Raw genomic sequence first — 24083 nt, forward strand, 5'->3', positions numbered from 1 at the left:
GGCTTCCTGCTTCCTGCTTCCGGCTTCCTGCTTCCGGCCCGGCCCCGGTCCCGGCCTTCGCGGCGGCTACGGCTGCGGTTCGAAGTCCCAGTAGGGCCTGATCCGCTGGCGGGCGGAGATGGTGTGGACGTGCTGGGTGCCCAGGGTGCGGGCCAGGGCCCGCAGGGCGTGGTCCTCGTGCCGGGCGGCCTCCTCCATCAGCTGCTTGGCCCGCAGGTCCGCCGCCAGCGCGGTGTGCGCGCTGAGCGCCATCGGGTGGTCCGCCCCGAGCACCTGCTCGACCGTCCGCAGCGTCTGCCGGCTCAACTCCAGGGCGTCGTCCAGCCGTTCGGTGAAGTTCCGGCACCCGGCCGCGTTCAGCGCGCACCCCAGCGTCCACGGGTGCCGCTCCCCGAGCGCCCCCCGCATCCCCACCAGTGCCTGCTCGCACAGGCTGAGCGCCGCCTCCCGCTCGCCCTGCGCCCGCAGGACGAGCCCCAGGTTGCCGACCGTACCGATGCTGTACGGGTGGGCCAGGCCCAACTGCGCCTGGTAGTGCCGGACCACGTCCTCCGAGATCCGCCGGGCCTCCTCGATGTCGCCGTACTCCCGCAGGTACGTCGCGAAGTCGGAGGCCACCATCAGCGTCCACGGGTAGTCCGCCCCGAACACCCGCGTGGCCCGCTCCCACACGGTCCGCAGCCGCTGCCCGGCGCCGGGGATGTCGCCCAGCCGGCGCAGGCACATCCCGAGGTTGTGCTCGGCGCGCAGGGTCTGCGGATGGTTCAGGCCCAGCACCTGGCTGTTGAGGCGCAGCCCCTGCTCCTGCCGGGTCTGCGCCTCGCGGTAGCGGCCCATCAGCCGCAGCCCCATCGCGCAGGCGATGCCGGAGGACAGCGTGGAGATGTGCTGGGGCCGCAGCACCCGTTCGCGCCGCCGCAGCGTGTCGAGGTCGAGGTCGTACGCCTCCTGGTAGCGCCCCAGCAGCCGGTAGGTGGCGGCCAGGTTGTTCTGCGCGTTGAGCGTGGTGGCGTCGTCCTCGCCGAGCAGTTCCCGGTACGCCGCCAGCCCGTCCTCGAACAGCAGCCGGGCCTGCTCGAACTTGGCGATGCACAGCAGCACGCCGCCGTACGCGCTGGTGGCCCGCAGCGTCTCCAGGTCGCGGTCGCCGCGCTCGGCGCGCACCTGGTCGGCGACGGCCTTGGTGAGGGTCTCGGCGCGCCGGAACAGCCCGAGGTTGCGCAGGGCTCCGCCGTACTGGTAGCTCAGCTCGCGCACCTTCTCGTGGTCGTCGCCGAGCATGCTGCGCCAGTGGTGGTCGGTCTCCTCGCACAGCCGCAGGCAGGTGCGGTACTCGCCGGCCAGCACCAGATAGCGCAGGCAGTGCAGCAAGAAGGTCTGGATGCGGGCGTTGGAGCTGCTCAGGACCCCGGCGGTCTCCAGGTGCGGGATGAGCTCGGCGTAGCGCGGCCACAGCTGGGAGTCGGAGGGCCGGCCGGGGTCGGCGGCCGCGAGCACCTGCCGTACGGCGCGGGCCAGCGGCGCGGCCTCCGCCTCGGAGAGGTTCTCCCGGACGATGCCGTGGACCATGCGGTGCAGCTGGACGGTCTCCAGCCCGCCGCCGCCCTCCTCCACGGGCAGGTCGGAGTACTCCAGGCGGACCACGGAGAACTGCACCAGCTTGTTCAGGGCGGCGTTCCACCGGATCTGGTCGTTGATCAGCCCGGCGAGCGCCTCGGGGACCTCCTCGGCGGGGAACTCGCGCAGCAGCCGCAGCGGGACGGGGCCGGGCGCGAAGAACACGAACAGGCGCAGCAGGGCGAGGGCGTCGGGGAAGTTCTCCCGGACGTTGTTGAGGAGTATCGCGAGCGCGGTGGGGAAGGGCAGCGGGTAGTCGTCGGAAACGGTGACCGCCTCCCGGGAGTCCAGCCGGCGCTGGAGCAGGTGCAGGTAGTCGCCGACGGTCAGCGGCGAGTCGGCGAGCCAGCCGGCGGTCTGGTCGAGGGCGAGGGGGTAGTCCTCCAGCGCCTCGGCGAGCTGGTCGGCCTCGTCGTGGGTGAGCCGGCGGGCCCGGCGGCGGATGAAGGTGACCGACTCGGGCCGGGCGTAGAGGGGGACCTCGACCAGGCTGGTGTGCCGCGAGGCCCACTCGCGGTTGCGCGAGGTGATGATCACGTCGCCGGCGCCGGAGGGCAGCAGGTCGGTGAGGTCGTCGGGGTTGTCGCAGCCGTCGAAGACGATCAGCCAGCGGTTGTACGGGTGGCCGCGCCGCAGCGCTTCGAGGACCGCCCGGATCTGCTCGCCGTAACTGCCCGCGCCGCGCGGCAGGCCGAGGGCCGGGGCCAGGTCGGCGAGGCGTTCGCGCAGGGTGGGCCGGTCCTCGGCGGGCACCCACCACACGACGTCGTACTCGGAGGAGAAGCGGTACGCGTACTCGGTGGCGACCTGGGTCTTGCCCACGCCGGAGAGCCCGAGCAGGGTGACCGTGGAGGCGCCGGGCGGGGCGTCGGTGAGGGCCTCGCGCAGGGTGGCGATGACGTCGTTGCGGCCGGTGAAGCGGGGGTTGCGGCGCGGCACCCGGCCCCAGATCTCGGGCGGGTCGTTGGGGAAGCGGGGCCCGCGGCGGCCGGTCTCGGTGCCGATCCGGTCGGTGGGCAGCTCCAGCCGGCGCAGCACCCGGTACTCGGCCTCGTACGCGTCCAGCCCCCACAGGTCGGCGTGCTCCAGCGCGGCGACGGCGGTGGGCAGCGGGGCGTCGGTGAGGCTGACGGCGGCGAACCGGTCGGGGTGCGCGTCGGTGAGCGCCCGCAGGGCGGTGTTCCACTCGTCCTCGGAGTGGGTGCCCACGGAGAAGTAGCGCTCGCTGAGCACCAGCAGCACCTTGCCGTTGCCGCGGGCGAGGTCGTTCAGGGCCTCGCTGAGCGAGGGGCTGCGCTGGGGGTCCCACCGCTGGAGGCTGACCCGGTGGCCGTGCTCCTCCAGGCGGTGGGCGATCCACACCGCCCAGGGCCGGTTGAAGCCGGCGTAGCTGACGACGAAGCGGCGGGGGGCGGGCGGGGCGCCGTAGGGGGAGGTAGGGAACGGCAGGAGGTCGCGCTCGCGGCCGGGGTCGCGGGCGCGACCGCCGGGGTCACGGGCGCGACCGGGGTCGCGATCACGGTCACGGTCACGGGAACCCGCGTCCGGGCGGCTGGTGGTCATGCGGCCGTCTCCCTGTGCTCGCTCGTGGCAAGTGGACGGGTGGTGCTCATGGCCCGCGGCCGGGCGGTGGGCGCGGCCCGCGACCGGGGTGGTGCGCGCGGCACGTGGCCGGGGCGGTGCGCGCCGCACGTGGCCGGGTTGCCACGGTACCGCGCCGCGGGGCGGGTCACCCCGGTGCGGACGCGGCGAGTTCGGGGTGTGCCGCGCACCAGGCCCGGCGTTCGCGGTCGACGGCGCGGCGGGCTGTGACGTACTGGTCCCCGGGGGGCGGGAGTTCGTCCATGTGCTGTTCCGCGGCGACCATCGCCTCCACGAACAGCCTTCCGGTCTTGGTGAGTTGCTCCTGCGCGTGCAGCACGGGCAGCACGGCGGCCACCTGGGCGCGGCAGCGGGCGTGCTGGGCCCAGGCGCCGCGGGCCCCGTAGAGGGCGGCGCGCTGCCAGTACCCGGCCAGCGCCAGATGGGCGTACGTCCCGTGCAGCAGTCCGTCCAGCGGCCGGGGGTCGGTCCGCCACGGGGCCCAGTGCCGCGGGCTGCGGTCGGCGGTGTGGAGGGTGAGCAGATCGGCGAGGGCGGCCAGCTTCCCGTGCTGCACCTCGTGGACGAGGGTGGCGGCGAGCGCCGGCGGCGCCTGCCCGCGCACCAGCACCGAGCCGGGCGCGGCGGGCAGGGTGGCCCCCGGCGACCGGGACCCTCCGGCGAGCGGCACGAGGCTGCGCAGCAGCGCCCGTACCTCCTCGGCGCGGGCGGTGTCGTAGCGCTCCAGCAGGGTGAGGGCCCCGGTCCACTGGGTGTCCCAGCGCTTGTGCCCGCGCGGGGTGAGCCGGCGGGCGGGCTGGACGGGGGACCGGGCGGCGGCGCGGTACGGGTCGAGGTCGTCGAGGGCGGTGGCGGGGGCGAGCGCGGGGGCGGGGGCGGGGGCGGGGGCCGTGTCCGCCGGGGGCGCCGTCCGGGCCGCGGGGGCTGTCCGGGGGGCGGGCACCGGCCCGGAGGCGGGCGCTGTCCCGGAGGCGGACGCTGTCCCGGACGGGGACGCTGTGCCGGACGGGGACGCTGTCCCGGACGGGGACGGGGAGCCGCCGGGCAGCCGGTGCAACGGCAGGCACGCCGGGTCCTCGGGGTCCCACGACGCCTCGGTGAGCGCGAGCGGGCCGGGCCGCTCCGGCCGCAGCACACCGATCGTGGGCAGCACGAGCCGCCCGTGGCTGGGCCGCAGCACGACCTTGAACGGCAGCCCGGCCCGCAGCGCGGCGGCCGCCGCGAGCGCCCCCAGATGCCCGAGGTCGGGCGCGGGACCGCGCCGGGCGTGCAGCCGGCGCAGGGTCTCCTCGGCCCATACGCCGGTGGACGGGTAGTGCAGCACGTCGTGCACGGCGGCCGGATCGCTCCGCTCGGCCTCCTCCAGCAGGTCCCAGTGCGCCCGGACGGCGGCGTCGGTGCCGGCGGCGTCGAGCACGGCCCGCAGCAGCAGGAGCCGCTTGGACCGGCGCACGTCCAGGACGAGCCGGGTGCCTTCGGCGGACGGCTCGGTCGAGGCCAGCTCGCCCAGCGTCGCGGCGGTCACCTCGAACCGCGGCAGCCCGGCGACGGTCACGGCCGCCTGCGGCCGCGTCACGAGGCCGCCCCGGCGGCGGCCCGGTGCGCCCGGACCTGGCGGTCGAGGGCGGCGGCGACGTGCCGGACGAGGGCGTCGAGGTCGGCGCAGTAGACGGACGGCTGCCGGAACCCGGCGCCGGCCCGGTACCGGTGCGGGTAGTGCCCGCCCCCGCACACCCGGACGAGGTCGCAGGCGCGGCAGGCGTCGGCGAGCCCGCGAAGGCCCAACTGCCGGGCGACGAACCCGGGGTGCTGGAGCACCTCGTCGAAGGAGTGGGAGGCGACATGGCATCCCGTCCGGGCGGCCCCGTCGTAGGCGGACTTGAGCGAGTCGCCCTGCTCCAGGCTCCCGTCGGTCTCGATGACCACGGTGGTGACCGGGGCCGCCCCCAGCGTCTCGGTCGCGGCGGGCACGCCGAGCAGCAGAGCGATGATCTCCTCGAAGATCCGGATCCGGGTCCGCCGCACCGGCTCGTGCCACCACTGCTCGAAGACGGCGACGAGCCAGTCGGCGTAGGGGGTCCGCGAGGCGGGGCGGCGGCCGGGGGGCGGCGGGTTGCTCCAGTTGGCCAGCGGCAGCAGCAGTCCCAGGCTGGGCGGACCGAGATCGGCCAGGGAGGTGTAGACCTCGACGGGGTCGTGGTCGAGGTCGATGACGGCGAGCACCCCGGCGAAGCTCCCCGGACGCCGGGCCAGCAGCCTCACCCCCCGTACGGCGTCGTCGAAGCGGGAGCGCCCGACGTGGTCCGCCCGCTCGCGGTTGTGCCGCTCCAGCCCACCGTCGAGGCTGACCCCGACCCGGATCCCGGCGGCGGCGAGCGCGTCCAGCCGGGCCGGGGTGATCAAGGTGCCGTTGGTCTGCACGCTGGCGGTCACGGTGGCCGCCGACGCCCGCCGGCGCAGCGCGCGCCGCACGGCCCGGACGGGCCGGACGAGCTCCTCGTCGGAGGCCAGCAGCGGTTCCCCGCCGTGCAGGACGACGTCGACGCGGTCGAGCCGGTGGGCGACGGCGTGCTCGGCGATCCGCTCGGCGGCCGCCCGCACGGTGGCGGCGTCCATGGCCCCGGGCTGCTCCCGCCAGCCGCGGTCGGCCATCTCGTACACGTAGCAGTACGTACAGGCCAGATTGCACCGGCTGCGCATCTTGAACACGAACTGCCGCAACGGCGAGGGCCGGTGCCCCGCGGCCCGCAACGCCGGCACGTCGAGCGCGGCGTACGGCCAGGCGGCCCGGGCGCGGTGCAGGGTCAGCCCGCCGTCGCGCGCGGAGGCGGCGCGCGTGGAAGTCTCCCTCATCGCCTGAACCTCGCCTGCTCTCAGCCTGATCCCCGCCCCACCGCCGCACCGGCCGACCCGGCGAAGCCCCTGCCCTCCCCCGGCCTGCCCCGACCCGCTCCGACCTGCTCCGACCTGCTCCGGTGCCTGGCGCGGCCGGCTCCACGGCCGTTCCTGCCGTCGCGGACGGTCCATCCCTGCCCGGCGGACGACCGCGCCTAACGGCAGAAAGTGGTCAACTCCGCCGCCGCCCGCGCGCCTCACACCACCCCGGAGTCGAAGGCGTTGAGCACCTCGGCGGGCCGCAGCACCCGCTCGACCAACCCCTCGATCACCTCGGCGAGCACGGGATGCCCGATCCCCCGCAACTCCCGCAGCTCCACCCGCGACAGATCGGGCAACTCCCCGCAACCGCCGCCGACCCCGACCCCTTCACGAACACCATCCCGCGCACGGCCCATCCCTTTGCCTTGCCCGTCGACACAAGCCGAGAAACGACACCGCCCCGCTGCGGTGCACGGCTGCGGACAGGGCCGGAGGGGATCGGCCGCCGGATCGACCGGGGCTGCCGGCCGCCGAGCACGCGGTGGCCGCCCGATGACGCAACCATGTCGCCGCTCGGACACTCCCGCGGCGCGGCCTCCGCTCGGGTTCGCGCGTCCGCCGACCGGCTCGGCGTTCAGGGGCTGCGTCAGGGAGCCGTGACGTGGCTGCGCTCGGCGACCTGATCATGGTGGCTGCCCCCGTCTCGCCGCGCCTGGTGCGCAACCAGCTCAGGCAGGCGGCCGCCGCGCTCGACTTTCTGCTCGCCCTGATACCGGCCGTGGAGGCGTCCCGCCGCTGGGCACGAGCCGCAGGAGCACCGGGCCCAGGCGGAGGCCTCCGGCCGTGCCGTTGTCCGCTGCGGGAGGGCGGTCGAGGTCACCACACGTGCGAGCGCGGCAGGCGAGTACCGGTCCTGGCTGTCCAGGCGCGTCATCCCACAGCCCGGATCCCTGCAGGGACGCGGAAAGCGGAAGGCGGCGGTGCCGGAGGAGGGGTGTTAACCACCGGCGGGCATGGCGGCGGTCAGCGGCTGGTTTCCACGACCCGGCCGGTGCGCGGGGCGTGCAGGACGTTGCAGTCCGCGGCGTAGACCGCGACGTGGTAGATCGAGCCGGAGGAGCCGCCCTCGGAGCCGCCCTTGGCCCAGAACAACAGGTCGCCGGCTGAAGAGCGTCGTGGGAGACGGCGTGGTGGCACGTGGCTCCGTACTACTCGGAGCCAGCAGGGCCGTTCGCGGCTGCACCAAGGACTAGCTGTTCTGTCCAGGGAGGTTGTGGACGGGTGATGCAGATCTCGACTGAGGGATCTTGAACGGGTGTGGGCCTTCCGGTTCGGTGTGGATTGCGACGTCTACACCGACCAGCAGAAGGCCCTCATGCCCCACCGTAATGCACCCCTGACCGAGACCGGACGCCTGCGTCTGGCCCGCTGCATCGTCGAGGGCGGCCTGACGCTGCGCCTGGCCGCTGAACGCTTCCAGGTCTCACCCACCACCGCTCAACGGTGGGCCGACCGCTACAGGACCCTGGGCGAGATCGGCATGGCCGACCGCTCCAGCCGCCCGCACCACAGCCCACGCCGGACCCCGACCCGCACCGAACGCCGGATCATCAAGGTTCGCGTCCTGCGCCGGTGGGGCCCGGCCCGCATCGCTCACCTCCTGGGCCTGGTCCCTTCGACCGTTCATCGTGTCCTGACCCGGTTCGGTCTGGCCCGTCTGACCCACCTGGACCGGGCCACCGGTGCCGTCATACGCCGCTACGAGCGCGACCGGCCGGGCGAGCTCGTGCACGTGGACATCAAGAAGCTCGGCAACATCCCCCACGGCGGCGGACACAAGACCCTCGGCCGCCAGGCCGGCCGCAAGAACCGAGCCAATGCCGGCTACAGCTACATCCACACCGCCGTCGACGACCACTCCCGCCTCGCCTACAGCGAGATCCTGGCCGACGAAAAGAAGGAAACCGCCGCCGGTTTCTGGCAGCGGGCCCACGCGTTCTTCACCTCGTGCGAGATCACCGTCGAGCGCGTCCTGACCGACAACGGCGCCCGCTACAAGTCCCACGCCTGGCGCGACACCCTGGCGACGGCCGCAATCGCCCACAAGCGAACCCGGCCCTACCGGCCCCAGACCAACGGCAAGGTCGAAAGGCTGAACCCCACCCTGCTGGACGAGTGGGCCTACGCCCGCCCCTACCGCTCAGAGCAGGAACGACGCGACGCCTTCCCCAGCTGGCTGCACTCCTACAATCACCACCGCGGACACACCGCCCTCGCAGGCAAACCACCCACCAGCCGCGTCCCCAACCTCACTGGGCAATACACCTAGCACCAGATCGGCCACCGCATGCCCGCCACGGTGCCGAGCGCATGGCGGCGATCCGACTGAACCGGTTCGCACAGTGCATCGCTCACGTGCTGGATCGCCGGTTCCCGGTGCTCCAAGATCACAATTCGGTCGTCCAGATCCCTACAGGATGGTCCCTCGGCGGCAGTCACAGCTGAGGCTGTGACTCGCGATGCCTGTCGTCGGCCTGCTCGTCCCAGTGGAAACGGTCCTCGGCATCAGGCCACGCGACTTGCAGCACCGGCAGGGGCGGCCGCCGGTAGAACCCGATGGCCTGTCCGAAGTCCGGTACCAGCCGCGATCGACCCGCCTGAGCGCGACCCGGCGCCCGGCGACCACATCAGGACGGCTCTGACCGTCCGCCAGTGCTTCGCCCGCGGCGGACTTCTCTCCGAGGGTGTTGAGGATGCGGTGCATGATGTGGACATCAAGCCCGAACATGGCCAGCCAATTCAGGTGCACCGTGCGTGTGCGCGAGGCCGATCGTGTAGGCGAATCCGGGACCGATCTCGTCCTCGGGAACCATCACGACGTGCCATCCGTGCTGCTGCACGTGCTCGATGACCGTCTGATCCATGCGGTTCACTTGGTCCCGGTCGCCGTAGTCGTGGCAGAGGACGCAGCGGCATCGGAACGGAGCATCGGTCATGTGCCGAGGGTACAAGGCGAGCCCTCGCGGTAACCCGTTCGCATGAATTAGTCCTGGGCGGGTTTCTCTCTACCGTGCGGCCGCCCACATCCCTGGAGTCGTCTTCGTACCCGAGGCGACCGGATGGCGCAGGCCGTACGGGTGTTGCCGTCGCCCGGGTCCACAGCGGCGAGCAGACCGAGTGCAGGTGACGATTGGCCGTCATGGCGGATCCGGACACCTCGTCGATCATGGCCGTCGTTGTCATCAGCACCGTGGGGCCGACCACCGCCTGCGCTGACCGCTACGACGGCCGTCTGCCTGAGCTGAACAACATCACGCGCGTCAACGTTCCGCTCCCGTGAGGTGCGGGCATGCTGTCAAAAACCCAGTGGCCCCACCGGAAGCAGATCCGGTGGGGCCACTGGGGCACTGTGAGGCTTTTCCTACCCGCGGTGTTACTCCGGACCGGCGATGGGGTCACCTTCGGGGGAAGAGCCAAACCCTATGCATCCGACCACTTTGAGCGGTTGTGGATCGAGGTAGAGAGGAAAGAGATATCCGCCTCGTTCGCGATCGTCAACGTACGCCACAAGAAGGCCCTGCTCGCCCTTTTCGGCAAGCCTCGCAAGGCATTCCGTGACCCCGACAACCGACTTGCCGCGCCTCTGCAGGCTCCTCACCCTCCCGCGAAGGATGCCCCGAAGCCTCGAGGCCGGAAGGGGGTCGAGCCAGATCTCGAAAGGCGCTCCAGAAAGCAATGCATTCTTGGCCTGAAGGCTGGCCTCCGAATCGGAATCGAATGCGGCGAGCAGTTCATTCATGGAGACTTCGTTCATCTCATCGCCGCCTGACGGGTGACCAGGTCTGCCCGAAGTCGAAGCTGATATCGTCGGCCAGGATTTCGCCAACGATAAGGTGCTCATCTTCCGAGAACCTTTCATACTTGGTGCCGTGGATCTGAATGTTTCTCGATGGCCCTACGGCGGGGTCGATGTTTGCCACCTTGATGCGCAGCATCACACCTTCCCCAACGAAATCATCCCCCAGATTCTGGGCGCCGTACTCGGCAATGTCGGGGTCGTCCGACCACGATGTGAAGACGGTATCCGTTTGATTTCCCCCCGAGTGACCGTGGATGTCCGTCCTGGTTCCGCGGGGCACCGCACGGCCTTCCGCAGCGGTGCCATAGCTAGCGTGCCCCTTGGCGACACCGCGATACAGATACCCATCAGTGTTCGATTCACAGTTATGGACCAGGACCGGGACGCTGCCCGCCACAACATAGTAGGTGTGGACGTCGTCGACCGTGAGGTTGTGCGTGGTGACCGCGAAGGGGTAGTTGCGGGTTGCCTGGACCGTGAGGGTGGTGCCGTTCGGTCGGCGGAGTTTTTCGCCCGCCTTGATGTCGCCGGCGTCGACCCACTGCTTGCGGGTCTCGCTCCACGAGGGGTGGTGGTAGGTGGAGGTGATGACCGACGGCGGGCCGCGGGGGTTCGCGTCGTCGGTCAAGGTGAGGTCGGTGAACTCCTTGTCGTCCGGGGTGGTGATGGTGTTGGTGACCTCCTTGGGGGAGGTTTCGCCCGTCTGGGGGTCGGTGGCCATCACCTGGTCGCCGACCTTGATGTCCTCCATGGCCTTGGTGGTGCCGTCGGCCATCAGGACGTGGGTGCCGGTCGGGAAGCTGTTCTTCTTGCAGGCCGCCGCTCCGCCTTCCCCGCCGCTGCTGCTCCGTGACTCGGCGCTGGCGGACTGGGCTTCTGCGTCTGCGTCGCTCTTGGTGGACTTGGCCTCTGTCCCGGCGCTGTCGCCCTCCGATCTCGCGCCGGCCTTCTCCTTCGCCGCCTGAGCCGCCTTCGCCTCGGCCTCCCGGGCTTCGGCGATGGCCTTCTTGCTACGGCTGAGGGCCTCGGCCGCGCGAGAGGCGTTGCGTTCGGCCGCGTGGACGGCGTCGTAGGCCTTGTTCAGTTCCTTGTAGACCTTGTAGGCCTTGATGCCGACCTTGATCGCCTTTGCGATCTTCCCCCAGGGGACGGCGTTAAGGGCCGTGTTGATGCAGGCCATGACGTCGCCCTTGGTGAAGCAGTCGCGGGCGTCGTTGTAGCCGATCAGGTCCCCGATGAGCTCGACGACCTCGTGCTTCAGCTGGTCGGTGCGCTGCTTGGCCTTGGTGACCTGGTTCTGGGCCTCGTTGTAGTCATGGTCAGCCGGGGAAGGGCCGCCAGGGTCAGGAGGGATCTGGTTGCTACTGCCCGACCCGCCTCCTCCGCCCGAGCGAGGCACGGTGCAGCTGGAGAAGTTGTCGCAGAACTCCTTCATCCCGCTGGGATCGGACTTGTTGATCGGGCTGTTGCTGGAGTACGCGTAGCCGTTCCACTGCTGCGGGTCGCCCGGGTCGATGATCGGGTCCGGGCTGATGAAGCGGGCCGTCGTCGGGTCGTACTCGCGGGCGCCCAGCAGGGTGAAGCCGGTGGACTTCTCCTTGGTGCCGCCCACGAAGCCCTTGTCGCCCGCCCAGGCGCCAGCGGCCGGTGCCGTGCCGCGCTCGTTGCCGAAGGGGTCGGAGTGGCGGCGCACATGGGTGAGGTCCGCGGCACTGAGCTGGACACCGCCCGTGCCGTGGTGGTCCGAGCCCTGGTAGGCCAGGGTGGACGTGCCGGCCGTGGTGGTGCGGGTGACGGACAGCCCGCCCAGGACTCCGTACGTGCGGACGTTGGACACCTTGCCGCTGGCGGTGTCCAGGGTGATCTGGTCGCTGCCGAGGTTCAGTGTCGTGCTGCCCGGGTCGCGGCGGATCAGCTGGTTGCCGGCCGCGTCGTAGAGGTAGCTGGTGCCCGCGCTCTCGCCGGTGCCGGTGATCTTGTCCAGCTTGCCCTGGCCGTTCCAGGTCAGGGTCTTCGTGCCCGGCGTGCTGGTGATCGAGGCGGTGTTGCCGCTCGCGTCGTACGTGTAGGAGGTGACCTTCGTGCCCGTGGCGGCGCTGGTCTCCGTGGAGGTCATCAGCGCGTGCGGACCGCCCGTGCCGCCGCCCGTCCTCGGGTCGGTGGACGGGGTGTTCGGCCCGGTGCCGAAGGTCTGGGTGACCGTCACGTCCTTCGACGTGACACCGGTCGGGTCCTTGCGGACCAGCTTGGTGCGGTTGCCCAGCTTGTCGTACTCGTACTGCTGCCAGTACGGGGCCGGACCGCCGACGCTCGGCTTGCCGGTGGCGTCGACTGCCGGGCCGCCCGTGTTGGCGCAGCCACCGATGCCGCGGACCGACGGCTGCGGGGCCGTGGTCTGGGTGCCGGTGTCGGTCCAGGCCTGGGTGAGCCGGCCGAGGTAATCGTGGGTGAAGCACTGCAGGTCGCGGGTCGCGCCGTCCTGCGTGGTGCCGATCGAGGTCAGCTGGCCGACCTGGTTGTAGGTGTAGTCGACGACGTCGACGCTCGCGGTCGCGGACGTCTGCTTGTCCAGCGTCGAACGGATCGGACGTCCGGTGGCGGCGTCGTAGTCGATCGTGGAGACGACCTGCTTGCCCGTGTCACCGACCGTGGTGCGGATCGCGCGCCCGTACGGGTCGTACTCGGCCGCGACCATGTACGGGGTCCGCACACCGTTGATGGTGCCGGCCAGCGAGGTCTGGTTGCCGGACTTGTTGAAGCCGAACGCCAGCCTCTCCGTCAGCAGGCCCGCCGCCGGAATCGCCGGGAGTTCCGTGCTCTTGAGCTGGCCCAGGGTGGTGTAGGTGTTGGCGGTCTCGTACGTGCCCGCCAGCTTGCCCTCGGACGCCGGGATCGTGATCTTGCTGCCGAGGGGACGGTAACCGCCGTCGTAGCCGGTGACCTCGGACACGTACGCCTGGCCCGCGACGCCGCCGACGTAGCGGGTGGTACTGCTGGGCTTGCCCAGTGCCTTGGTGTCGTAGGTGTATCCGGCGACCTGCCTGACCGGATCGGGCGTGGTGCCCTCGTAGGTGGCGACGGGGCGGCCGAGGATGTCCGAGACCGTGGTGGCGCTCTTTCCGCGGGCGTCGGTGACCGTGACCTGGTTCTTCGGGTCGTCGTAGGTGGTCGTGCCGGTGCCCGCGTCCGGGTCCGTGGTCCTCACCACGCGGCCGAGGAGGTCGTAGGCGAAGGTCCACTCGTTGCCGGAGGGGTCCTTGCGCCACAGTTCCTTGCCCTGCGTGTTGTAGCCGTACGTCGTCTCGTCGTAGGCGCCCGTGGGCGTGTTGCTCTTGTACTGGCGCAGCGCCACCCGCTGGCCGAGGCCGTCGGTGATCGAGGCCGAGGCGAAGCCGCCGTTCGGCGGGATGGAGCGGACCTCGTCCGCGCCGGGGTACTCCGTCCTGGCGCGCCACTGCTCCACGCCGTAGGACTGGAAGACCGTGGCGGTGGCGCGGCCGAGGCCGTCGAAGACCTGGTACGTCTGTGCGGGGATCTTGCTGTCCGGCTGGACCCCGCCGTTCGGCAGGAAGAGCGCGGCTGACGGGGGCGCTTCGTCGTTGTAGTAGGCGGCGCTGGTCTTCACCTGCCGGCCGTGCGAGTCGAACGTCGCGTCCGTGATCAGACGGCTGGGGCCGCCCACGCCGGCCGGATTGCTGGCCTGGGTCTGCCGGACGCGTCCGATGCCGTCGTAGATCGTGTAGCTGGACGTGTAGTTCGTCCCGTCGCTCATCAGCGCCTGGCTGAGGACGGTGGTCGGCGCGTTGGTGCCGTTCATCCCGTACGAGAACGTGCGGACCGGCTTGAAGCCCTTGGAGCGTTCCTGGCCGGGCTGCCAGACGTTGACGATGCGGCCGAAGGCGTCGTACTCGCGTTCGGCGACGTGGTTGTTCTCGTCGGTGGTCTTGAGCGGCAGGGAGCGGCCGGGGTCGAGGGTGTTGACGGACTTCCAGCCCAGGGGGTTGGTGTGGGTGACCTGGGTCGGCAGGGCGCCGGTGGCCGGGGTGTACTCGGTCCTGGTGACGGCGCCGCCCGGATGGGCCGCGTCCTTGCGGGTGTGGTTGGTGGTGCTGGTGACGCGGCCGTACGCGTCGTACGTCGAGGTGGCGTTCAGACGGTAGACCGGGGCGTTGAAGCCGTCGTAGCGCTCCAGGACCTCCGTGCCGGTCTGCTCGGCGGTGGTGCCGGTCTGGCCGAGGGGGAGGTTGTCGAAGTAGGTGCGGGTGTCGCCGACCGTGTTGTTGCGGTTGGGCGTCTGGCCGCAGGGGCCCGAGAGAACCAGGGTGCGCGAGGCCAGCGGGGTGGGGACGCCGCCGGGGGCGGTGGCGTACTCGAAGGTGGTGCACAGGCGCTGGTCCGGGCGCGAGGTGTCGGCCCAGTCGTCGACCTGCAGCGGCCGGGTGGCGAGGGTGGTGTCGTAGGTGGACGTGCGCTCGCCGGTGCGCCAGCTGCCGTTCGCGAGCTTGGCGCGGCTGGTCACCTTGGCGGTGTTCATGGCACGGGCGGTGATCGGCGGCATGCCGCCGGACTGGGCGCGGGTCGCGGTGATCGGCCCGAGCCAGGGGGTGGAGACCTCGTCGGCGACGACGTTCCCGCCGTCACCGTCGTAGGTCTGGGTCTGGCGGACGAAGCCGGAGAGCACTTCCTCGTCCTTGATGGTGCCGCCGTGGGTGTCGGTGACGTTCACGGTGCGCTTGGTGCCGTTGGCCAGGACGTCGCCGTCCATGCCGCGCAGGAAGGTGGCGACGGACTTGGTGCGCGGGCCGTCGCTGCCGGTGCCGCCCCGGGTGGTGACGGTGGCGAAGCCGCGGAACTGGTCCCAGGTGCGGGTCTTGGGGTCGGTGAACTCGGAGTCGTTGCGGTGCCAGGCGATGCCGCCGCCGTACTCGTACTCGGTGACCGTGGAGACCTGGCCGGCGACCAGGTCCTGGTGGGTGACGGACTGGACGACGACCTTGTGGAACCAGTCGTTCACCGGGTCCGGGTAGGACTGGCCGGGCAGGTACCACTTCACCGGCATGCAGGCCATGGTGTTGGTGTCCTCGGACGCCGGCATGGTGCCGCGCAGCCGGGAGCATTCGGGCGCCTTGTAGACGACGTTGATGCGGCCGCCGGTCTCGGTGGTGATCGACTGGATGCGCGGCCGGCGGTACGACGGCGCGGAGGCCTCGGTCCCGTCCGGGCGCTTGACGACGCCGTCGACGCGGTTGGGAATCTGCAGCGGCTGGAAGGAGACGGCCGGGAGGGTCAGCGGCGTCCGGCCGTTGGAGCCGGTGCGCTGGACGGAGTCCAGCCACAGGGTCGGGGAGGTGCCGTCGCCCGGGTCCTGGAAGGACTGGTTCAGGGCGTAGGAGTCGACCGTGCGGTACGCCGTGCCGTCCAGGACCTCGGTGTCGATCTTGGTGACGCGCCGGGTGGTGAAGTACGTCGGCGACAGGTTCAGGCACTGGCCGGTGGCGGCGCACTCCTGGTCGACGGGGGTGTCGGGCCAGGACTTGGCGTTGGCCTTGGTGCGCTGGGACGGGTCGCAGGTGATGGCGCCGGACGCGAAGCAGCGCTCGGCGGTACGCAGCCACGCCTGCGCGGCGGGCTTGGCAGCGCCCTTGGCGGTGATCTGGTCCGGGAGGCGCTGGCCGTAGCCGATCCAGGTCGGGTAGGAGCCGCGCTGGTATGCGGTGAGGGTCCCGTTGCCGTCGTTCTGGCCGCCGCCGCGCCCGTAGAAGTTGCCCTCCTGCTCGTAGCGGTACTGGAGCAGGTTCTGGTGCGGGTCCACGACGAAGTCGAGGTTCCACTGCCAGCCCATCTGCACCCACGAGCCGTTGGCGGGGGTCTCGGCGCCCAGGCACTTGTCCTGGCCGCTGGTGAAGTAGACGGGGACGGTCGAGACGGACTTGGCCTCGGGGTCGGTGCCGTCGCCGCCGGGCAGGCGGTTGGCGCCGAAGTAGTACTGGGTGCCGTCGGTCGTGGTGACCTTGAAGCCCTCGCCCTTCCAGGCGGCGTTGCGCTGCCCGGTCAGGCGCTCGATCTTCGTGCCGTCCTCGCCCTGGAGGCGGTAGACGCACGTCGCGTCGTCGCGGACGATCTGGCCGGCGTGGCCGGCCAGGTTCAGGGACAGGATGTCTCCGGCCCAGCACTCGTCGCCCGAGTCCTTGATGCCGGCGTCCTTGCAGGACTTGTACGTGCGTGAGATCGATCCCGGGTGCCAGTCCCAGCCCTCGCCGAAGATGCCGGACTGGGCGTTCGTGGAGGCGGTCCGGCCGTCGATGGACGAGGAGTCGTAGCCCAGGCCCAGGCTCGGTGCCGGGCCGGCGATGGTGGAGGGCAGCTCGACGGTGTAGCCGTAGGTGAAGTTCGCGGCGTTCGAACCGGCCTGCCAGGAAGCGGAGGGCAGCAGCGGGGTCGCGGTGAAGTCACCGCTGGCACCCGAGGGACCCGGCTCGACGGCGAGGGCCACGGACTGCGGGGCGAGGACCTGCGGAGCCGAGGCGGGGGCGGAGTTCCCGGTCGCCGGGGCCTTCAGCACGCCCGTCATGGCCGGGCTCTTGGGTACGTCGACCTCGGCGACCAGGCGCCCGGAGGCGTCGCGGCGGGTCTCGACGGGAGTCCGCCGGGTGCAGCCCTGCGCTCCGGGCGTGGTCAGGGCACACGCGGGGAGCTGGACCAGACGGGCCCGGTCCGCCCAGTTGGCACCGGCCGACTTCGCCCAGGCCGAGACGTCGAGACCGACCTGCACCGTGCCGGCCGGGGCGGTGCCGGCGGCGGTGGCGGTGTCGGTGAGGGCGACCAGGGCGCCGTTGACGCCCGCGGCGCGGGTCTGGGCGTCGTTCTTGACCTCGACGCGCAGAGCGGAGCTGTCACCGATTCCCGATCCCAGCACACTTTGCGCCAGCGACAGCGTTTTGTTTGCGCCACCGCGGGGAGTGACCCATACGGGTAATTCACCCGCACGCACCGGGGCGGGGCCGTTCACCGACCGACTTTTCTCTCCGGACGAGAGATTCACGTCCGCCGCACCGGATGGCTTATTCACATCCTTGGGGGCCGACCATTTCCGGCCGGTGACTGTCTCATTTCCGGCCGGCTTCGCATGCGAGCCCTTCACCGGCTTGGTGTCCGGCAGGGGCGTGTTCGGCGGAACCCACACCTTCGGCGGCTTGTCCGCCGCCTGGACCGCAGGAAGACCGAGCCCGGAGAAGACGACCGCGAGCGCGGCCAGCACCGCGATCCGCGCTCGCCCGTGTTTCGAGCGAACGGCGGATCCACCCCGACGAGACAACTGAATCCCCCCACAGGACACAGGAACATGACGACACCGGACTGACGGAGCCCGGATCGAACGCACCCTAGAGAACGCGACTTCGACACGCCCACGGAATTTTCGATTCCTCGCCGCATGATCTATGTCACGCAGGGGACAAGCCGGTCCTCGTTGCCATGAAGCGGACTTCCGCACTTGAAAAAGTGTTGACAGATTTGCAGACAGGAAGGAACCGTGCGGCTGATCTCTGTCCACAGACCGCTCACAGCGAGGACCTCTGCCTTGAGGCCGAAACTTCCTTCCCGCTCTCCCTGGCGATCCGGGGCCCTACGCAGTCGGCGGGCTGCGTCGGGCGCCCTCGCGCTTCCCCTCGCCGCCGTACTCGCGCTCGGTGCCGGCGTGCTCGCCGCCCCGCCCGCCCAAGCCGCAGCCGGCCCAGGTCAAGGCCCCGCCGGTTCCACCGCCTGGCCGGCTCCGCCGCCGAAGCCCGCGCCCACAGAAGCGGAAAGGGCGCTGGACGCCGCGCGCGCCCAGGCCAAGGCCAGCGGCAGGCCCACCGCCGTCGACCGTCTGACGACCGAGAGCTCCCAGACCTTCGCCAACCCCGACGGCACGCTCACCACCGACACCACGCCCGTTCCGCAGCGCGTCAAGGACGCCGCGGGCAACTGGCGCGGAATCGACGCCACCCTCCGCGTCCAGGCGGACGGCTCGATCGCCCCGACCGCGGTGCCCTCCCGGCTCAGCTTCTCCGGCGGCGGAACCGGCCCCATGGCCACCATGACCACCGCCGACGGCAAGAGGCTCGCGCTCAAGGCCCCGTTCGCACTCCCCAAGCCGACCCTCAACGGCGACAGCGCCCTCTACCGGGGGGTCCTGCCGGACGTGGACCTCGAACTGAGCGCGACCACCCTCGGAGGCTGGCGCCAGATCCTCATCGTCCGCACCCCCGAGGCCGCGGCCGATCCGGTGGTCAAGAAGCTGCACCTCGGCGTCGAGACGGAGGGTCTCACGGTGTCGGCCGACAGCGCCGGCAACCTCAAGGCCGCCGATGCGCAGGGACGTACCCGCTTCTCCGCACCCACGCCGATCATGTGGGACTCGTCCACCACCGGCAGTCCTCAGGGCGCATCGAAGCTGTCAGGCGCCACCCGCACCCAGGCGGCCGCCCCGGCCGACAGCGAGCCGGCCACGCCGTCCACCACGGAGGGCCCCGGCTCCGGAGCCGCCGTCGCCCGGATCGGCATCTCGGCCGACGCGAAAGGCATCCAGCTCGTCCCGGACGCGACGCTGCTGAGCCGGGGCACCGGCCCCTGGTTCATCGACCCGGGCCTGAACCCGACGGCCGACAACACCACCCAGGCCTGGGCCCAGGTCCAGGAGGCGTACCGGTCCACCAACGAGTACAACGGCACCACCGACGGGCAGGACCGGCCGGCGACCGGCTACTGCGGCTACGACGTGGGCAACCCGCCCTGCACCGGAATCGGCCGCACCCGCGCCTACTTCCAGGTCGGCATCAACTCCGCGATCCACGGCGCCGAGGTCCTCGAAGCCCGCCTGCACGCCACGGTCGTCTCCTCCTCCAGCCCGTCCACCAGCACGCCGATGGGCCTGTACCACACGCCGCCGATCGGCAACCCGACCAGCTGGGACCACCAGCCCTGCGGCGAGGCCTCCCGCATGGCCGGCTGCGCGAAGATCGGCAGCACGTGGATGTCCGGCTCGGGAGAGATCTCCTTCGACGTCGTCACCCAGATGAAGGCGGCCGCCCGGGAGAAGTGGAGCAACTTCACCTTCGGCCTCGCACCGGACGACGAGTACAACAAGTACTTCCGTCAGCGCTTCAGCAACACCCCGCACATCGTCGTCACGTACGACATCACGCCCACGATCTGGTGGCCGCGCACCAGCCCGGCCCCCGGCTTCGCCGATACCGCTTCCTCGCACGACTGCTCGACGCCCGGGGCGGCCACCCCGTGGGCGAACCCCGGCTGGGTGGGTGCCAACACCGACATCATGCTGAAGGTCTCCACCTGGTCACCCACCAACCAGCAGCTCCACACCACGTTCAAGACGTGGGACGACGACGCGGGCCAAGCGGCGAACTACTGGCCCACGGGCTGGAACAGCAGCTACGGGGACGTGACCGTCAACGTCGGCAAGGGCATCGACGGCCATCAGTACGGCTGGCTCGCCAGCACCACGGACGGCACGCTGACCAGCGCGAACACGGATCTTTGCTACTTCCGGGTGGACCGGACACCTCCCACGGCCGCCGTCACCTCCACCGACTTCCCGGCCTCCGGCTCCATCGGCGCGCACCCCAAGAAGGCCGGCGAGGAGGGAACGTTCACCCTCTCGGGCGCCGACCCGGCCCCGCTCGGCGGCGGCCGCTTCTCGGGTCTGGCCTGCGGCCGCTGGACCACCGACCCGGTCAAGGCCGCGAACACCAGCTGGAAGTGCACGGACACCACCCCCGGCATCGTCAAGCTGACGAACGGCAGGACCGACATCAAGGTCACCCCGCCCCGCTGGGGCACCAACTTCGTCTACTTCCAGACCCAGGACGTCGCGGGCAACCTCTCCCAGCCGGTCGCCTACAGCTACTACGCGCCCTCCGACCCCCAGGCGCCCGCGCCGATCTTCGGAGACTTCACCGGCGACCGGAAGGCGGACGTCCTGCTGCCGGACGGCGCCGGCGACCTCCGCCAGTTCGTCGGCGGCGGCGACCCCGCTGCCGCGCTGAGCGCCGTCCAGGGATCGTCACCGAGCGCGTCCAAGACCTGGACCGGCGTCCAGATCACCCACCGTGGCAGCCCCGGGTACAAGACGGTCGACGACCTCTTCGCCCACGCGCCGGATCATCCGAACCTCTACCTGTACCTCTACACGCACAACGGCGGCGCGGGCCGGTTCGACACCCAGGAGTCGATCGACGTCGTCAAGCCGACGAGCTGCGTCACACCCGGCCACGTCGCCATCGACTGCGCTTCCCACGGCTACGGCCGGGACTGGTCGAAGGTCACCCAGATCGCCGCCCTCGGTTCCCTCAGCGGCGACACCGGTGCCGCTCCCGGCACGCTGCCGCGCACGTCGCTGCTGTTCGTCGAGAACGGCCGCCTCTGGTTGAGCGCGGCCGGTGAGCCCGACCAGCTGGACACACATGCCGTCCTCCTGTCCGCGAACGACCAGCGCTGGGACGGCTACGACCTCATCACGCCCGGCCGCGCCCAGGGCACCGACTTCCCGACCCTGTGGGCCCGCTCCAAGGCCGACGGATCGCTCCACGCCTTCACCGTCAAGGGAACGCCGCAGGCGCCCGACCTCACCGGGTTCACCGACCCGGCCGCCGGCCTGCTCACCGGCAAGGTCGACCCGAAGGCCTACCCTCGCGTCGGCTCCGACGGCGACCTCACCGGTGACGGCGTGCCCGACCTGTGGGCCGTGGGCACCGACCAGCAGCTCGTCTCGTTCACCGGCCTCGGCTCGGCGTCCCCGTACCCGGCCGTCACCGGCATCGAGCCGGCCGTCGTGCCCCTCGGCAACCTCAACACGCCTCGCTTCCAGTGGCTGCTGACCGGCCAGAACGGCAGCACGACCCCCAGCAAGATCGGCAACAACCCCGCCACGCCCACCGGCATCACCTGGCCCACCGGGACCGTCGACGGCCGCACCACTGCCTACGCGGCCTTCAGCGGCGCGGGCTCGTCCATCACCGCCGGGACCGGGGCCGACAAGGTCGTCGACACCCGCAAGAGCTTCACCGTCTCCACCATGGCCAAGGTCGACAGCGCCGGCGGCCTCGTGCTGAGCCAGGACGGCACGACCAGCAGCGCGTTCACGCTCTACGCCAGCACCGAAGGCGTATGGAACTTCGCCCTGGCCAAGGGGGACACCACCGGCCCGGCGTACGACTGGACCTCCCCCGGCGGCAATTCCGCCGCCCGCGTCACCAAGGGCGAGTGGACCCGGCTGACCGCCGTCTACGACTCCGGGACCGGGCGCATGGGGCTGTACGTCAACGGGGTCCTCGCCGCCAGCGGACACCACCGCGCCTCCGACAGCCCGGCACCGGTCGGCCCGCTCGTCCTCGGCCGGTACAAGGTCAACGGGCAGCCCGACACCTACGGCGGTTTCACCGGTGGCGTCAGCAACCTCGCCGTCTACCCGTACGCCGCCGCCCCCGTCGCCCCGGGAGCCACCGGCCCCGTCACGCTGACCGCGCTCGGCAACAAGTGCATCGACAATGACCAGGGCGGCACGGCCGACGGCAACAAGATCCAGCTCTGGGACTGCAACGGCACCGGCCCCCAGACCTTCGAGGTCCGCGCCGACGGATCCATCCGCGTACAGGGCAAGTGCCTCGACGCCCTCAACGGCGGAACCACCGACGGGACCCTCATCCAGCTCGCCACCTGCAAGGGCAACCCGGCCCAGCAGTTCCACCCCCGGGCCGACGGCAGCATCCACAACCCCGTCTCGGGCCGTTGCCTCGACCTGAGCGGGGCGCGGACGGACAGCGGGACCCAGCTGTGGCTCTGGAGCTGCAACGGCACCGATGCGCAGCGGTGGACCGTCCCGGCCCTGGCCACGGCCCCGCTGCCGGTGCCGGATCCGCGGCCCGCCGCGTGACCTGACGGCGCCGCCGCGGTGGAGCGGCCGTCTCCCTTCGGTGAGGAGACGGCCGCTCCCGGTGCCAGGGTCTGCGTCTCACAGCACGGCCTCCAACGCCCGGATGCGTGTGCGCAGGACCGCCGGGCCCGCGCCCCCGTCGGTACCGGTGTCGATGTCCGTGCCGGGGGCGGGGAGGCGGGTGAGGAGGGTGAGGGACGTGCGGTAGGCGTCCAGGGCCGCGCGGGGGCGGGAGAGGCGTTCGAGGACCTCGCCGCGCAGTTGCTGGGCGAGGGCGGCGAGGCGCAGGGCGGCGGGGTCCGAGGTGGCGTCGTCCGGTTCCAGGGCGGCCCGCCAGGCGCGCCGGTAGGAGTCGGCCGCCCGGTCGAGGCGGTCCAGGGCGTGGGTGTGGGCGTAGGTGTGGGCGTGGATCTCCTGCTGGACGTCGCCGTGGTCGCGCCAGGCCCGGGCGCGGTCGAGGGGGTCCGGGCTGTGCCGGACGGCGAGTTCGAGGAGGTACTCCGCCTCGCGGAGGTCGACGAGGTCGCCCTCGTACGTGTGCCGCAGGCGCAGGCCCGCCGCCAGGCGGAGCAGGCGGGGGCCGGAGCGGGGGTCGGACTGGGGGACCGCCGCGCGGCTCTCGCGCAGCACCCGTACCGCCGTCGAGGTGAAGCGGCGGCCCTCCTCGGCGCGGGCCCGCTCCAGCAGGACCTCGCCCCATTCGGCGAGGAGGTCGCCGTACGCGGCGTCGTCGCGGGGGACCAGCCGGCGGGCGCGGGCGTAGGCCTCGGCGGCCGCCTCCAGGGCGGCCGGGTCGCCGTCGCGCACGAACCGGGCCCGGTGCACCCGGGCCAGGCAGACCAGCCCGGCGAGCCGGAGCTCGGGGTCGGTCGCGGCCTCGTCCAGCGCGGCGGCGAGCTGCGCCGGAGCCTCGTCCAACCGCCCGGGCAGGAACCGGAGCGCCCCGGCCAGATCCAGCCGGGCCCGCGCCACGGCCAACCGCTCCCGCCGCACCATGCCGTGGACCGCCGCCGCGCCCTCCCCCGCCGGGCCCCGCTCACCGGCTCGGGCGGCGCCACCGCCGGGACGACCGCCGCCGGGACCGCCACCGCCGGGCCGGACGGCCGTACCGTCTGCGCCGGGCCGGACGTCACCGCCCCCGGCCCCACCGCCCGGTCCGCCGCCGCCACCCCGGCGGACGTCCGGCCCGCTGCCGTCGTCGTCGGGGCGGTCGGGTGGTGGGGTGGGCGGGGGTTGGAGGAGGGACAGGCCCGTCGTCAGTTCTGTCACTGCCCGTTCCGCGAGGCGGAGTCGTTCCTGGGTGTCCGTCGTGTGGTCCAGGAGGGCCAGCAGGACGCGGCCCAGGGCCAGCGGGAGCGCCGCGGACGTGGCCGGGGACAGGGGGAGCGCGTCGTCCGGCCGTACGGGGTCCGTGCCCGCCGTGTGCTCCAGTGCCGCCAGGGCCTCGCGCAGCGGGGCCGGGTCGCGGCGCAGGTGCGACAGGCGGGTCAGGGTCCGGGCGCGGCGGACCGCGCAGTCCAGGCGGAAGTCGCGGTCCAGGTCGGGTACGGCGGCCACGGCCGCGAACTCCTCGGCGGCGGCCATCAGCAAGGACTCCGCCTCCGCCGGGGCCACGTCCGCCGAGGCCCGTTCGTACAGCACCCGGCCCAGCATCGCCCGGCCGCGGACCACCCCTGGTGAGGTTCCCGGCGACGCACCGTTCGCGGGCGAGGGGTTCCGGTCGGGGCCGGTGCCCGTCCCGGGTCCGGGCGCCGCCGCGCGGTCCGCTCCTGCCGCGGGTCCCCGCGGCCTCGCCCCGGGCACGGCCGCGGGCACCGGCGGCGAGCCCGGCAGCGCCCCGGCATCGGGCAACGTCCCGGCATCGGGCAGCGCCCCCGACCCCGGCCCGAGCCCAGGCGCTGGCCCCGGCCCGAGCCCAGGCCCCGGCCCCGCCGCAGCCCCCCGCCCCGCACCCGCGTCCGTACCCGCGCCCGCACCCGCACCCGGCTCCGCCGAGACCCCCCGCTCAGTCCCCCCTGCACCGGATCCGGCCCCCGGCCCGCCCCCCGGCCCGGCCGGCCCCACGCCCCCGGTCCCGCCCGCCGCCGCCACCCGCGCCGCCCGCTCGGCCTCGGTCAACAGGTCCGGGTCGCGTTGCAGGCGCCACAGCCGGAGCAGGGCTCCGGCCAGTTCGCACTCGGCCTCGCCCGCGGTGTC

General features: G+C 72.2%; 12 protein-coding genes and 1 pseudogene. 3 read left to right on the plus strand and 10 right to left on the minus strand.

Going from position 1 to position 24083, the window contains the following annotated elements; translation table 11 throughout:
* Positions 1-66 precede the first annotated feature (66 nt).
* From fxsT to LG632_RS30220, 5 genes are all read right to left on the minus strand, one after another.
* Positions 67-3180 (minus strand): FxSxx-COOH system tetratricopeptide repeat protein, encoded by a 3114-nt coding sequence (gene fxsT, locus LG632_RS13465; protein ID WP_226727262.1) that lies wholly within the window; start codon positions 3178-3180, stop codon positions 67-69.
* 166 nt (positions 3181-3346) lie between these two features.
* Positions 3347-4795, minus strand: a complete 1449-nt coding sequence (locus tag LG632_RS13470; RefSeq protein ID WP_226727263.1) for an aKG-HExxH-type peptide beta-hydroxylase — start codon at positions 4793-4795, stop codon at positions 3347-3349.
* Positions 4792-6072: an FxsB family cyclophane-forming radical SAM/SPASM peptide maturase gene (locus LG632_RS13475; protein ID WP_226727264.1), complete on the minus strand. Its 1281-nt coding sequence runs from the start codon at positions 6070-6072 to the stop codon at positions 4792-4794. The genes LG632_RS13470 and LG632_RS13475 overlap by 4 nt, the downstream gene beginning before the upstream one ends.
* Positions 6073-6311: 239 nt before the next feature.
* Positions 6312-6452, minus strand: a complete 141-nt coding sequence (gene fxsA, locus LG632_RS13480; protein WP_226727265.1) for an FxSxx-COOH cyclophane-containing RiPP peptide — start codon at positions 6450-6452, stop codon at positions 6312-6314.
* Between the two features lie 667 nt (positions 6453-7119).
* Entirely contained in the window at positions 7120-7248 is a 129-nt protein-coding gene (locus LG632_RS30220; RefSeq protein WP_264201767.1) for a hypothetical protein, read from the minus strand.
* A 223-nt stretch (positions 7249-7471) separates the two neighbouring features.
* Between LG632_RS30220 and LG632_RS13485 the strand changes: the two genes are divergently transcribed.
* Complete coding sequence (locus LG632_RS13485; protein WP_226727266.1) at positions 7472-8425, plus strand: IS481 family transposase; 954 nt, start codon at positions 7472-7474, stop codon at positions 8423-8425.
* 166 nt (positions 8426-8591) lie between these two features.
* Here the strand turns inward: LG632_RS13485 and LG632_RS30225 are convergent.
* Positions 8592-8884 (minus strand): annotated as a pseudogene (locus LG632_RS30225) (DUF4262 domain-containing protein).
* Positions 8871-9092, minus strand: a complete 222-nt coding sequence (locus LG632_RS30230; protein WP_264201768.1) for a DUF4262 domain-containing protein — start codon at positions 9090-9092, stop codon at positions 8871-8873. The pseudogene LG632_RS30225 and the gene LG632_RS30230 overlap by 14 nt, the downstream one beginning before the upstream one ends.
* A gap of 203 nt (positions 9093-9295) precedes the next feature.
* On the opposite strand from LG632_RS30230, the gene LG632_RS13495 reads away from it, so the two are divergent.
* Positions 9296-9436 (plus strand): hypothetical protein, encoded by a 141-nt coding sequence (locus LG632_RS13495; RefSeq protein WP_226727267.1) that lies wholly within the window; start codon positions 9296-9298, stop codon positions 9434-9436.
* Between the two features lie 93 nt (positions 9437-9529).
* Here the strand turns inward: LG632_RS13495 and LG632_RS13500 are convergent, their stop codons facing one another.
* Positions 9530-9895 carry a hypothetical protein gene (locus LG632_RS13500; protein WP_226727268.1) on the minus strand — a complete coding sequence of 122 codons (366 nt, stop codon included), beginning with the start codon at positions 9893-9895 and terminating at the stop codon, positions 9530-9532.
* Positions 9896-9911: 16 nt separating this feature from the next.
* Positions 9912-16871 carry a polymorphic toxin-type HINT domain-containing protein gene (locus LG632_RS13505; protein ID WP_226727269.1) on the minus strand — a complete coding sequence of 2320 codons (6960 nt, stop codon included), beginning with the start codon at positions 16869-16871 and terminating at the stop codon, positions 9912-9914.
* Positions 16872-17651: 780 nt separating this feature from the next.
* On the opposite strand from LG632_RS13505, the gene LG632_RS30540 reads away from it, so the two are divergent.
* Positions 17652-21887 carry a ricin-type beta-trefoil lectin domain protein gene (locus LG632_RS30540; RefSeq protein ID WP_226727270.1) on the plus strand — a complete coding sequence of 1412 codons (4236 nt, stop codon included), beginning with the start codon at positions 17652-17654 and terminating at the stop codon, positions 21885-21887.
* Between the two features lie 78 nt (positions 21888-21965).
* Here the strand turns inward: LG632_RS30540 and LG632_RS30240 are convergent, their stop codons facing one another.
* A complete protein-coding gene (locus LG632_RS30240) occupies positions 21966-23558 on the minus strand; it encodes a hypothetical protein (protein WP_264201769.1) in 1593 nt (530 codons plus the stop codon).
* Positions 23559-24083 lie beyond the last annotated feature (525 nt).

This window comes from Streptomyces antimicrobicus, assembly GCF_020532625.1.
GTDB lineage: Bacteria > Actinomycetota > Actinomycetes > Streptomycetales > Streptomycetaceae > Streptomyces > Streptomyces antimicrobicus.

What these genes read in the sequence shown, in the direction of transcription:
- LG632_RS13475 (WP_226727264.1), bottom strand. Translation starts at nt 6,072, where the DNA reads ATGAGGGAGACTTCCACGCGCGCCGCCTCCGCGCGCGACGGCGGGCTG.
- LG632_RS13485 (WP_226727266.1), top strand. Translation starts at nt 7,472, where the DNA reads ATGCCCCACCGTAATGCACCCCTGACCGAGACCGGACGCCTGCGTCTG.
- LG632_RS30230 (WP_264201768.1), bottom strand. Translation starts at nt 9,092, where the DNA reads ATGACCGATGCTCCGTTCCGATGCCGCTGCGTCCTCTGCCACGACTAC.
- LG632_RS13495 (WP_226727267.1), top strand. Translation starts at nt 9,296, where the DNA reads ATGGCGGATCCGGACACCTCGTCGATCATGGCCGTCGTTGTCATCAGC.
- fxsT (WP_226727262.1), bottom strand. Translation starts at nt 3,180, where the DNA reads ATGACCACCAGCCGCCCGGACGCGGGTTCCCGTGACCGTGACCGTGAT.
- LG632_RS13500 (WP_226727268.1), bottom strand. Translation starts at nt 9,895, where the DNA reads ATGAATGAACTGCTCGCCGCATTCGATTCCGATTCGGAGGCCAGCCTT.